Origin of the sequence: Candidatus Coxiella mudrowiae, from assembly GCA_001077715.1 — a bacterium.
GTDB lineage: Bacteria > Pseudomonadota > Gammaproteobacteria > Coxiellales > Coxiellaceae > Coxiella > Coxiella mudrowiae.
This window is the reverse complement of sequence record CP011126.1, coordinates 225085-237773: the sequence shown is the minus strand read 5'-3', so window position 1 is coordinate 237773 and position 12689 is coordinate 225085. Positions and strand designations below refer to the sequence as shown.

The following is a 12689-nucleotide window of genomic DNA, read 5'->3' as shown; positions in this document are numbered from 1 at the left end:
ATTACTATGTTATTACTATAGCATTAAATGTTTAATTGGGTACATTTTGTATTTTCCATCTTTATTTAATGCCCAATTTTTTTCTGAGTCTTAAACCTTTTCAGAATTTGGAGTAGATAGAGTATTTTCTATAAATGCTGATTTTTTAACAACTTCATCAATAGCTTTTAACGTTTCTAACAAAGGCTGCATCTTCGCCAACGGCCACGAATTAGGTCCATCACTTAATGCCTGATCAGGATTCGGATGAGTTTCCATAAAAATTCCAGAAATTCCGGTGGCAACTGCTGCACGCACTAAAACAGGAATAAATTCACGCTGCCCTCCGGAGTTCACTCCTTGCCCCCCCGGCAATTGAACGGAATGCGTGGCATCAAACACTACAGGACAACTAGTCTCGCGCATGATAACCAAAGCCCGCATATCAGAAATTAAATTATTATAACCAAAAGCGTAACCCCTCTCGCAAACCATAATCTTTTCATTCCCTGTCGTCCATGCTTTAGCCACCACCTGTTTCATATCCCAGGGTGCTAGAAATTGCCCTTTTTTGATGTTAACGGGTTTGCCGCAGGCTGCAACATTGCGAATAAAATTACTTTGTCGGCATAAAAAAGCTGGAGTTTGTAATACATCCACGACAGCAGATACTTCATTCAATGGTGTATCTTCATGAACATCCGTTAAAATCGGGACATTAATTGTTTTTTTAACTTTTTCGAGTATGGCTAATCCTTTTTCAATGCCAAGACCCCGGTAACTCAAATGAGATGAACGATTCGCTTTATCAAACGAAGTCTTAAAAATAAAAGGTATCCCAAGTTTCTGGGTAATTGAATTAAGCTCACCTGCCACGTCCAAGACAAGCTGCTCGCTTTCAATCACGCAAGGCCCCGCAATTAAAAATAAATGTTTATCTAAACCTACTTCAAAATCAGCAATTTTCATGACTACACTCTAAAGAAATTAGCAAGAAATAACAAGTAAAGTCCTTCGTCATCAGCCTGGTTCTGGCTAAGCTTTAGGCTTAGTAGCGATAATTTGTCTCTCCATAAAAAAGTTAAGAGGTGCCTGCGTTTCGATTCGTGCAAAAATTTATTTTATTCCCGTTTCATCTAGAGGCATTCTGGATATCGATTCTTTTCTTTCCTGTCTTGTCAATGCAGCTTTAATAAAGCCAATAAAAAGTGGATGACCTTCACGCGGAGTGGAAGTGAACTCCGGATGGAATTGACAGCCTACAAACCATGGGTGATCGGACAGCTCAATCATCTCTACGAGACGATTATCAATCGAACGTCCCGATATAACCAGTCCTCTTTTTTCCAACTCACCAATCCAATCATTATTAATTTCATAGCGGTGGCGATGCCGTTCCGTAATAATATCCTTGCCATAAAGTTGTCGAGCTAGGGTTTGAGATTTGAGTTGGCAGGCTTGCCCACCCAATCGCATTGTTCCACCCAAATCTCCTCCAGGTTTCCGTTTTTCCATTCCATTTTTCGCTAACCATTCACTCACTAGTGCTACAACTAGATAGGGGCTCTCGGAATCGAATTCAGTGCTGTTGGCATTTTTCATTGCCGCCTTATGACGAGCAAATTCAATTACTGCTACCTGCATTCCCAAACAAATTCCCAAATAAGGGATATTATTTTCTCTCGCATAACGTGCCGCTAAAATCTTTCCCTCAATGCCTCTCGAGCCAAATCCGCCCGGCACTAAAATAGCATCTGCATTTTTTAATAAATCAACTCCATGCAATTCAATCGCTTCAGAGTCAATATATTCAATATTAACTCGCGTGTTGGAATGAATACCAGCATGAATCAGCGCTTCACTCAATGATTTGTAAGAATCCGAAAGGTCCACATATTTCCCCACCATCGCAATAGTCACTGCATGAAGGGGATTTTTTTGCGCCGCTATTACGTTTTTCCAATCATCCAAATCAGCGGGGGTGGGTTTAATTTTTAATTTTTCACAAATCCGATATCCCAATCCTTGATCACGCAAAATTAAAGGAATTTCATAAATGGATTCCACATCCGATAAAGAAATAACATTCGGGACAGCCACGTTGGTAAACAAGGCAATCTTTGCCCGCTCCGCTTCGGGCAAAGATCTTTCGGAACGGCAGACTAAAATGTCAGGCTGAATACCAATGGAACGCAACTCTTTCACTGAATGCTGGGTGGGTTTAGTTTTAATCTCTCCTGCAACAGCAATATAGGGTACTAAAGTTAAATGAATAAATAAGGTCTGTTCTTCTCCCAATTCAATGCGCATTTGACGAATGGCTTCTAGAAAAGGTAATGATTCAATATCACCAACAGTCCCCCCAATTTCCACCAAAGCGACATCCACTTCGCCAGCACCTTCACGAATTTTTTCTTTAATTTCATCGGTAATATGGGGGATCACTTGAATCGTTCCACCCAAGTAATCGCCTCGCCTTTCTTTTCGAATGATATCGGCATAAACCTGACCCGTCGTAAAATTATTTTTTCGCGTCATGGTCGCATTAACAAAGCGTTCATAATGTCCTAAGTCTAAATCGGTTTCTGCTCCGTCTTCTGTTACAAATACTTCACCATGCTGGAACGGACTCATGGTTCCAGGATCGACATTGATATAAGGATCGAGTTTAAGAAGAGTCACCTTGAGACCTTGGGCTTCAAGAATCGCGCCTAGGGATGCAGAAGTAATACCCTTTCCTAAAGAAGAAACTACTCCGCCGGTAATAAAAATGTATCGTGTCATACGACCCGTCCGTTTTTTTACTAAAAACGGGAAATCATTTTACCAAAAGTGATCCTAACTAGAAACTAGGATGTCGTTAACATCTGATAATTCATCTCATTACCTGCTAGCAAGCAAGCCCACGCCGAAGTAGGTACTTGGAGAAGAAAGGCTAATACAATACCCATCTTAACAACTTCGGGAAATTAAAATATCGCATAAGAAGCTCTCTTTTTGGATTATTATCCAGAATTCAACGCGCTAAATTTTAAGCTATCGGGAGAGTTACTCCTCGCTGACCCTGATATTTCCCTCCCCGATCTTTATAAGAAACTTCGCAGACTTCATCAGACTCTAAAAACAACATTTGCGCGACTCCTTCATGAGCATAGATTTTAGCAGGCAAATTGGTGGTATTAGAAAACTCCAAAGTAACATACCCTTCCCATTCCGGTTCTAAGGGCGTGACGTTGACGATAATTCCACATCGCGCATAGGTAGATTTTCCTAAACAAATTGTCAATACATTCCGCGGAATTTTAAAATATTCCACTGTGCGAGCTAAAGCGAAAGAGTTAGCGGGAATAATACAAACATCCGCTTTCAAATCCACAAATCCATTTCGATCGAAATTTTTTGGATCGACAATGGAAGCATTAATGTTGGTAAAAATTTTAAATTCGTCCGCGCAACGAACGTCATAACCGTAACTCGAAGTTCCATAAGACACAATTTTTCCCGATGGTGTTTGTCGGACTTGGTTCGGTTCAAAGGGATTAATCATTCCATACGTTTCCACCATGCGGCGAATCCATTTATCTGACTTAATTGGCATTATTTCGTTCCCTCCACGACGATATTGGGAAATTTTAATCCATAATTAATGGGCTGTAACGACAATTGTTCCACCAACGCAAATGCAATATCCTGATAAATTTCTGCTAAGAAGCTCTCTGGATCTGAAACAATTATAGGCATCCCCCCATCTGCATTTTTACGAATAGCGATATTGAGAGGTATTTGTCCTAATAGAGGAACACCGTTGTCCTCAGCCATTCTTTTTCCACCACCTATACCAAAAATCGCTTCTTCATGGTTGCAATGAGGGCATCGATAAGTGGCCATATTTTCGATGACACCTAAAACCGTAATACCAAGTTTTTTAAACATTGCGAGGGCTTTGCCTGCATCGGCTAAAGCTACATCTTGAGGGGTGGTAACGATGACTGCTCCTGCTAAAGGGACTTTTTTAGCTAAAGTTAAGGGAATATCGCCAGTGCCGGGAGGCAAATCCAGAATAAGAAAATCAAGATCTTCCCAAAGCGTCTGATAGACTAATTGCTGCAAGGCTTGGCTCACCATCGGTCCAAGCCATATCATAGGAGTTTGCGCATCGATCAAATAGCCCACTGAGATCGACTGAATGTTATGCCGGCGAATGGGAATAAATTTTTTGTCAGGACTCATTTGGAGCTTATCATTGACCCCAAGCATAATAGGCTGATTGGGTCCGTGAATGTCAGCGTCCAACAAACCCACTTCAGCCCCTGCTTTACAAAGCGCTAAGGCAAGGTTGGCGGCGGTAGTTGACTTTCCAACGCCCCCTTTTCCCGAACCAATGGCAATGATATTTTTAATCGCAGGGATTCCTTTTTGTCCCACTTGCACTGCATGCGCTGAAATAGAACGTTGTTTTAATTTGTCACGGATGGCTTGTTTCATGCAGGGAATTTTATCATAGATGGTCTTCCCTCTCACCCAGGCCTTCTCCAAAGCGGAAATGCTAGATTACCGCACTGGGCCTAACTAACAACTTCCAGATGAAAATCCCTGATAAAATGAGTATAGTGTCTGATGCATGAACAGAAAAAAACGACACATTCTAGTTACTGCCGCTCTTCCCTATGCTAACGGCCCTATCCATCTAGGACACATGGTGGAGTATATTCAGGCGGATATTTGGGTGTGCTTCCAGCGCCTCATGGATAACTCCTGTCTTTATATTTGTGGGGAAGATGCTCATGGGACCGCTATTATGGTTACTGCGCAAAAACAGGGCATTCCTCCTGAAGTTCTAGTAGCTAATATGCATAAAGAACACGCCAAAGATTTTGCAGATTTTTTAATTGATTTTGATAACTTTTATACAACTCATTCTCCTGAAAATCGTAAATTATCAGAATTCATATATCAACAATTAAAAAATAATGGCGACATTTTCACGGAAACCATTTCACAAGCCTATGACTCAGTACAAAATATATTTCTCCCTGACCGTTTTATTCGCGGAATCTGTCCTCGTTGTGGCTCACCCAATCAATACGGCGATGTTTGCGAATCGTGCGGTGCTACTTATAGTCCCACAGAATTAATTGATCCCGTTTCCGCTTTATCGGGTACCAAACCCATACAAAAGCGCTCGGAACATTTCTTTTTTTCTTTAAATCGGTATAGCGATTTATTAAAAAAATGGATCAATGGGGGTCATTTGCAACCCCAAGTGGCAAATAAATTAAAAGAATGGTTTTCAAATGACCTTAAAGCTTGGGATATTTCTCGCGATGCTCCTTATTTTGGTTTTGAAATTCCCGGCTCGGCTGATAAATATTTTTATGTATGGTTAGATGCACCCGTTGGCTACATGGCTAGTTTAAAAAACCTTACTAAGCAACGCCCCGAAATTAATTTTGATTTCTATTGGCAAAGAGAAAGTTCAGCTGAACTTTATCATTTCATAGGAAAAGATATCGTTTATTTTCATGCTCTTTTTTGGCCAGCCATGCTCGCCGGTGCAGATTTTCGTTTGCCTACAGGAATTCATGTCCACGGTTATCTCACTATTAACGGTCAGAAAATGTCAAAATCTCGAAGGACATTCATCACTGCTCGTCAATATTTAGAACGATTGAACCCCGAATACTTACGATATTATTTTGCCGCTAAGCTAGGACCCCAAGTGGAAGATATCGATTTTAATCTGGAGGATTTTACCCAACGTGTTAATGCGGATCTAATTGGTAAATATGTTAACCTAGCCAGCCGGTGTGCCGGTTTCGTCACTAAAAATCATGAAGGTAAATTAGCTAATGAACTACTAGAATCCTCACTCTATGAATCTTTTATAAAAGCCGAAAAAACCATTACAGAATGTTATGAAACCTTAAATTATAACAAAGCTGTGCGTACAATTATGACACTCGCTGATCGGGCTAACCAATATATCGATAGAGAAAAACCATGGGCGTTGGCAAAACAAGTGGGACAAGAAAATCACGTTCAAGCCGTCTGTACGCAAGGATTAAATTTATTTAAAGTGCTCACCACTTATTTAAAACCTATTTTACCAGACACTGCCAAAAGGGTAGAAATATTTCTCAATTGTGATGAATTAAATTTCACAAATTTTAAAGAACCGTTACTTAACTATTCCATCAATCCATTTAAACCCTTAATTCAAAGAATAACTCCTGATGCCACTGCCCAATTAACTCAATGAGCACAAAAGAAGAATTAATTAATAAACTAGATGACTTATTGCCTCAAACACAATGCGGTTTATGCAACTACAAGGCGTGCCGTCCTTACGCCACAGCAATTGTGCATAACGAAACTACGATAGACCATTGTTTACCGGGTGGAATCGACACACTTATCAATATAGCCACTTGCTTAGGTCAGGACCCTGCTCCCTATAGGGAGAAAATGGAGAAAAAAGCCAAGCCGCCGGCTATAGCCATCATTCGCGAAGAGGAATGTATTGGTTGCACCAAATGCATCCAAGCTTGCCCCACCGACGCAATTGTCGGTGCTTCAAAGCTTATGCACACAATAATTACCGATGTGTGCACAGGCTGTGAGCGGTGCCTCCCAGCTTGCCCTGTGGATTGTATTGAAATAAAAACACTTCCCCCTATTATTACCGTTGAAGAACAAAAACAGCAGGCGCACAAATGGCGCTCACGTTATGAAAAACGTCAAAAAAGGCTCGTGCGAGATAAAATTGAACAACAACGCAAATATCAGGAGGCCAAATTAGCCAATACATCTAAGCAAACATTAGAAGCTCGTCAAATGGCTATTCGGATTGCCGTGGCTCGCGTTCAAGCAAAAAGGAAAATGTCATGAATCAAAGTGAACGCGAAGAAATTTTTCGTCGCTTTAAAGCTCGGAATGCGAAACCCACTTCAGAATTAATTTATCTCTCGGAATTTGAATTATTAATTGCAGTAATGTTGTCCGCTCAAGCTACCGATGTGAGTGTTAACAAAAGCACTAAAGAGCTATTTAAAGTAGCGAATACGCCTTTAAAAATGTTGAATCTCGGGGAAGAAGGTTTAAAGAACCATATTAAATCTATTGGCTTATATAACACCAAAGCTAAAAATATCATCAAAACTTGCAAAATATTGGTAGAAAAATATCATTCACAAATACCCCAAACACGAGAAGAATTTGAAGCACTACCAGGTGTTGGTCGCAAAACAGCAAACGTTATTTTAAATACCGCCTTTGGCCATTCTGCTATTGCCGTTGATACTCATATTTTTCGCCTAGCTAATCGTACCGGCTTAGCTCCTGGAAAGACACCGTTAGCCGTTGAAAATAAATTAATGGAGGTGGTTCCTAAAAAATATCTTGTTGATGCTCATCATTGGCTCGTTTTACATGGTCGTTATATATGTACCGCACGTCATCCTAAATGCCCCGAGTGTTTTATTAATGACTTATGTGAATACCCACAAAACGATTTATTAAAATGATGAGCGAACGCGATCATCTACGAAAAATATTTTTCGCCACCTGGGAAAAATATAATAAAAAAGAGCCGCTTTCTCCCCTGGAAAGCCAACTAATTTCAGTGATCCTAGTTCACCCTGAATATCACAGCGTTTTGGATAATCTGAGTGAACAACTTCATCAAAACTACACCACTGATACGAATCCTTTTTTACATATGAGTTTGCATTTAGGGCTCTTGGAACAATTGAATACGAATCGTCCCTCGGGAATCAAATCTTATTATCAACAATTGCTGAGTAAAGTGGGCGACTCCCATAAGGTGGAACATTTGATCATGGATATGATGGCCACCTTCATTTGGGAAGCCCAACGAAATAATACGCTACCTGATGAGCAAACTTATATTGAAGCCTTGAAAAGGCTTACAAAAAATATTGTCTCTAGCGAATAAGCGGTCCGCTAAAAATAAAAAACCCCGGCCTCAAAAGAAGTCGGGGACACATTATTTAACGGGAACATGATTTTAGAAATAGGCACCAAATTGGAAGATAACCATGTTTCAGGCACCGCCAATGTTTGCTGTGGGGACAGGCAAACAGGCAAACAGGCAAACAGGCAAACAGGCAAACAGGCAAACAGGCAAACAGGCAAACAGGCAAACAGGCAAACCTGCACCGGTTACTTCTTGCCAGCACAGTTCTGCTGCAGTTAATATCATGACGATATTCAAGCCCCACCATTGTATTTTTCCAAATAGAAGTACTAACTTACTAAAGATATAACTATTTTTTGGTAAATTAAAAGTAAGTGCTTCCCAAGTTTGACCCATAGGCAAATCCAAATAAAACAGAGCTATCATGAATACGCGTGGTGAAATCAATTTCGGCATGTGCCCCGCACGAATAAAGGCCCCAACGCCGTTAAAGGTCACGTCTTGCGGTGCAAAAGTTCGTGTCGCGGAAAGATATTTCAGGATTAGATTAAAGGGGCCTTTCATAACTTCTATATGCCCATCTACCTCAGGAACTGAATGTTGTAGTTGATCCCTTCCAGGAGTCACTCCTAATCCGCCGAACTCTGTAAGGTAGGTAGCATACTGAATATTTTCCTCAAGAAAGGCCGTTATAAATTATAAATGGATTAATGCGTTTATCTTGCATTCCCTGCGAATTAGCAATATTGGTAACATACCCAGCGCCAATGGAGAAATGATCATTTTGGTAACCGGTATTTACACCGCCCTGACGGAAAAGGCGCCTAGAACGAGAATTGTTGAATCCTTGAAAGCTATAAATAAAACTATAAAAGCCGTTCTGCGTATAACCTAACCCACACTAGCAGCCCGAGCTTCAATCGGCATTAATAAAACCGTTAACGGCGTCGTTAACATGGCTCTGCCGAATCTTCCATAAGGGACATACATTTACCCTATCGTGAAATAGACTGGAGATACATCGAGGTTGCTAATGGTCAAAAATCAGCGACTTAAATAAACCTGCGAATTGGTGACACGGCTATCGGTGTTTGGGTCAGAAGAATCATACTCCAATACAATTAACCTATTCGCCTAACTGCTTACCATCGGCATCACATCGATCACTGCCGTACTGAGATTAATATCCCCTTTACTTCCTTCGACCGTCAAAATCATGGTTATAAATAATCTGTCCTTCCAAAGCACCGCTTAGAACTACAATGGCTCGATTTTTGAGCGTGTCTCCGGCCATCCATAATATGTTGTCCAAAGTAATGGCGCTGTCGCAATAAAAGTAAATCTTCATTCATACTTTTAGATAGGTGTAGAGCAAATCAGCAGCATTAAACGCACTTTTTAAACCGAGTAAAGACGATGTCGTTACAGTAATTCCATGACGAAATCGCAACACGCGAAAATAACAATCCCAAATAACCCATAAGGTGGCAACCTAATTTCACTTTTTCTTCTCGGGCTAAAGCACGTATAGTGGGAGAGGAATTATTCTTTTATGACTTTTGAATGTAATGCAATTCCACTTTTAAATTATTTATTTCGTGGTCTAACTCTTCTTCTCGGTGTGTGACTTATTTATTGAAGTCTGTGTTTTATTTCTTCATCATTGGAGATTCTTTGAGCATCAATAGGAAAAGTAAGCAACAAACCCGTAAGAAATATGCTTACCCTCGCCAAAAATCTCACAAACTCCTTTTAGTTTTTCTGGCCTTCTGAGAGATTTTCGAGAAAGGGTTTTTTAAATATACACGGGTTAAATGCGTTTTGCTAGAATCAATTTTTAGCAGTGTTTCTCGCTAACATTTGAATTAGGCACGATTGAAAATGAATGAGATTACAATAATTCAACCCGATGATTGGCACTGCCATTTACGTGATCATTCCTATCTTGGACGAACAGTTACCGATATTGCTCTTAGGTTTGGGCGAGCCATTGTTATGCCGAATTTAGTTCCGCCCGTGACGACAGTGGCACAAGCTAAAGCATATTGTGAAAGAATCAAAAAACACATCCCTGCTAATTCCAAATTCATTCCCTTAATGACGCTTTATCTTACCGATACTTTATCAGCAAATGAAATTAAAGCTGCCAAACAATCGAGCTTTATTGTAGCTTGTAAACTTTATCTTGCAGGATCCACTACGCATTCCCAAGCAGGTGTAAAAAGCTTACAGAAAATTTATCGCATTTTAGAGGTGCTGCAATCAATCAATCTACCTTTGTTGATCCATGGAGAAGTCATCGATCCAACCGTCGAAATTTTCGACCGAGAAGCTGTTTTTATTGAACGAGAACTAATTCCTTTATTAAAACATTTTCCTAATCTGCGAATGGTTTTGGAACATATCTCTACCAAAATAGGGGTAGATTTTATTACTGAGACAGCCGTGTCAACACTCGCAGCAACTATTACCCCTCATCATCTTTGGCTTACCCAAAATCATTTGCTAAAAGACGGCCTTCACCCTCATTATTATTGTTTGCCACTTTTAAAAACGAGCCGGGATCAAGCTGCGCTTATTAAAGCAGCTATTAGCGGCAATCCTAAATTCTTTTTAGGCACCGACAGTGCTCCGCATTCGCAAACAAAAAAAGAATCAGCTTGTGGTGCTGCGGGTATTTACAACGCCCCCGCCTCTATCGAAATTTATACGGAATTATTTGATCGCCATAATGCGTTAGACAAATTAGAAGGCTTTTCCAGTCGTTTTGGTGCACAATTCTACGGTTTGCCATTTAATGCCACAAAAATTACTTTGGTTAAACAGCCTTGGCAAGTTGCTCAATCCTTATCTTTTGGTCCAGATACTGTGGTACCCTTGTTAGCAGGTGAAACATTGAACTGGCGACTTAGTCAGATTTCTCAGTAAAGACGACTCGTAAATTAAAACCTATGATCGAAAACCACTCCCATCCAAACCCTTTAAAAGAGCGATTTGGCGGTTATCTTCCCGTTGTTATTGATATTGAAACGGGTGGATTGGAACCTCTTAAAAATCCTATATTGGAAATAGCTGTAGTTTTAATTGAAATCAATCAAGAAAAAAAATTACATCCTGGAGAATTATTTGCCTGTCATGTACTGCCCTTCGAAGGCGCTGCTTTAGACCCCGCGTCGTTAGAAATCACGCGAATTGATCCTTACCACCCTTTTCGCTTTGCTATTGAAGAAAAAAAAGCATTGCAGGAATTATTCGTGTTTGTAGAAAAAGCCGTGGTAACTCAGGGCTGTCGCCGAGCAGTGCTCGTCGGCCACAACGCCCATTTTGATTTATCTTTTATCCAGACAGCCATGAAGCGTTGCAAGATAAAAAAATCTCCCTTTCACGCGTTTACCTGTTTTGATACGGCTACTTTAGCAGCTACCGTATTTGGCAAACCGGTGCTCGCTAAAGCACTACGAGAGGCTCGTATCCCCTTTGATAAAAATGAAGCGCACTCTGCCATTTATGATGCCAAGTGCGCAGCTGAATTATTTTGTTACATTGTCAATAAAATTGGGCGACGATGGCGGCGTGAAGAGCAACAACACTCTTCCCCTTCTCCATCATCGCCCAAAGAAGAAGTGAACGAGAGTAAGGATTAAAGGACTTCTTCCGAAGTAACAATCTCTGCTTCAGATACGGGTTCTGTTTAATGTGCTTCTATTTCCGAGGACCACATTTGCGCTATGTGCTAGAGGTTTTCTGCGTTTCACTGGAGTTGAAGGACGTTCCCGCTTCGCAAATTGTAATATTTGCGGATCTATTTTAGTTCGAGATTCTCGAGATTACTGTCGCCCTTTAAAAAATGGAAAAAATTAATTATGTTTATAAATTGTTCGCATTTTCCGCCAAATATTTTGCAACACCTGCTGGAGAAGCCTGCATCCCAATATCACCTTTTTTCCAGTTTGCCGGACAAACTTTACCATTTTCTTCGGTAAATTGGAGGGCATCCACTATGCGCAGGATTTCCGGAATGCTTCGACCCAACGATAAGTCATTTACAATTTGAGATCGGACAATTCCTTGCTTATCAATTAAGAAAGCACCACGTAAAGCAACTCCGGCTTCGGAATGTTCTACTCCGTAGCTACCGCAAATGCTATGTGAAACGTCCGCAGCTAAAGTATACCGGACAGGTCCAATCCCACCTTTTTCTACGGGAACATTACGCCAAGCATAATGGGCAAACTGTGAATCTATAGAAACAGCCACTACCTCTACATTGCGTTTGTGGAATTCATCAATCGCATGATCCAAAGCAATCAACTCAGAAGGACATACGAATGTAAAATCAAGAGGATAAAAGAAAACCAGTCCGTATTTGTTTTGGATGGCTTCAGTTAAATTAAAGTTTTCTACAATATCGCCATTCGCCAACACTGCAGGGACCATAAAATTAGGGGCTTCGCGACCCACTAAAACTGCCATAATGCTACCTCCACATTCAAATTGGTACTAATTTAGTGCTATATTGGTTATTTGTCAAATAATATGAAGAATAAATTTTTCATTCTAACCGCACTAACCGCACTAACCGCACTAACCGCACTAACCGCACGGCTGCCGCTAGAAATTGTAGCTATAATGTGGTATCGTGCGAAAGTCAAGCAATAAAAATATTAATAAGCCGTTCCTGGTGAACACCTGAGTTTAGTGATCTTTTAGGCTACTAACACGGTGGCCAATGAGTAGAAAATCACTAAGTTTAGGTTTTTTCGCTGAGAACTTC

The 12689-nt window shown here is 40.5% G+C and carries 12 protein-coding genes; 6 read left to right on the top strand and 6 right to left on the bottom strand.

The window, feature by feature from the left end:
* Nucleotides 1-90 precede the first annotated feature (90 nt).
* The 4 genes from kdsA to CleRt_RS01110 all read right to left on the bottom strand — a co-directional run bounded on the left by kdsA (nucleotide 91) and on the right by CleRt_RS01110 (nucleotide 4464).
* Nucleotides 91-948, bottom strand: coding sequence for a 3-deoxy-8-phosphooctulonate synthase (gene kdsA / locus CleRt_RS01125; protein WP_048874883.1), 858 nt, complete (start codon nucleotides 946-948; stop codon nucleotides 91-93).
* Nucleotides 949-1095: 147 nt separating this feature from the next.
* Nucleotides 1096-2763 carry a CTP synthase gene (gene pyrG / locus CleRt_RS01120; RefSeq protein ID WP_048874882.1) on the bottom strand — a complete coding sequence of 556 codons (1668 nt, stop codon included), beginning with the start codon at nucleotides 2761-2763 and terminating at the stop codon, nucleotides 1096-1098.
* Between the two features lie 247 nt (nucleotides 2764-3010).
* On the bottom strand, nucleotides 3011-3577 hold the full coding sequence (dcd, locus tag CleRt_RS01115; RefSeq protein WP_048874881.1) for a dCTP deaminase: 567 nt from the start codon (nucleotides 3575-3577) through the stop codon (nucleotides 3011-3013).
* Entirely contained in the window at nucleotides 3577-4464 is an 888-nt protein-coding gene (locus CleRt_RS01110) for an Mrp/NBP35 family ATP-binding protein (RefSeq protein WP_048874880.1), read from the bottom strand. Before CleRt_RS01110 ends, dcd begins: the two co-directional genes overlap by 1 nt.
* Before the next feature lie 136 nt (nucleotides 4465-4600).
* On the opposite strand from CleRt_RS01110, the gene metG reads away from it, so the two are divergent.
* Genes metG through CleRt_RS01090 form a run of 4 tightly spaced genes read left to right on the top strand, consistent with a single transcriptional unit; the run spans nucleotide 4601 to nucleotide 7933 of the window.
* Entirely contained in the window at nucleotides 4601-6238 is a 1638-nt protein-coding gene (gene metG / locus CleRt_RS01105) for a methionine--tRNA ligase (protein ID WP_048874879.1), read from the top strand.
* Nucleotides 6235-6867: an RnfABCDGE type electron transport complex subunit B gene (locus CleRt_RS01100; protein WP_048874878.1), complete on the top strand. Its 633-nt coding sequence runs from the start codon at nucleotides 6235-6237 to the stop codon at nucleotides 6865-6867. The genes metG and CleRt_RS01100 overlap by 4 nt, the downstream gene beginning before the upstream one ends.
* Nucleotides 6864-7502 carry an endonuclease III gene (gene nth / locus CleRt_RS01095; protein WP_048874877.1) on the top strand — a complete coding sequence of 213 codons (639 nt, stop codon included), beginning with the start codon at nucleotides 6864-6866 and terminating at the stop codon, nucleotides 7500-7502. The genes CleRt_RS01100 and nth overlap by 4 nt, the downstream gene beginning before the upstream one ends.
* Nucleotides 7499-7933: a DUF1841 family protein gene (locus CleRt_RS01090; RefSeq protein WP_048874876.1), complete on the top strand. Its 435-nt coding sequence runs from the start codon at nucleotides 7499-7501 to the stop codon at nucleotides 7931-7933. The genes nth and CleRt_RS01090 overlap by 4 nt, the downstream gene beginning before the upstream one ends.
* A gap of 108 nt (nucleotides 7934-8041) precedes the next feature.
* Here CleRt_RS01090 and CleRt_RS11205 read toward each other — a convergent pair whose 3' ends face one another.
* Entirely contained in the window at nucleotides 8042-8542 is a 501-nt protein-coding gene (locus CleRt_RS11205; protein ID WP_053097815.1) for a hypothetical protein, read from the bottom strand.
* A 1254-nt stretch (nucleotides 8543-9796) separates the two neighbouring features.
* Between CleRt_RS11205 and pyrC the strand changes: the two genes are divergently transcribed.
* Nucleotides 9797-10843 carry a dihydroorotase gene (gene pyrC / locus CleRt_RS01080; RefSeq protein ID WP_048874875.1) on the top strand — a complete coding sequence of 349 codons (1047 nt, stop codon included), beginning with the start codon at nucleotides 9797-9799 and terminating at the stop codon, nucleotides 10841-10843.
* Between the two features lie 23 nt (nucleotides 10844-10866).
* Nucleotides 10867-11559, top strand: coding sequence for an exonuclease domain-containing protein (locus tag CleRt_RS01075; protein ID WP_048874874.1), 693 nt, complete (start codon nucleotides 10867-10869; stop codon nucleotides 11557-11559).
* 223 nt (nucleotides 11560-11782) lie between these two features.
* Here the strand turns inward: CleRt_RS01075 and CleRt_RS01070 are convergent, their stop codons facing one another.
* Nucleotides 11783-12388, bottom strand: a complete 606-nt coding sequence (locus tag CleRt_RS01070; protein WP_048874873.1) for a peroxiredoxin — start codon at nucleotides 12386-12388, stop codon at nucleotides 11783-11785.
* Nucleotides 12389-12689 lie beyond the last annotated feature (301 nt).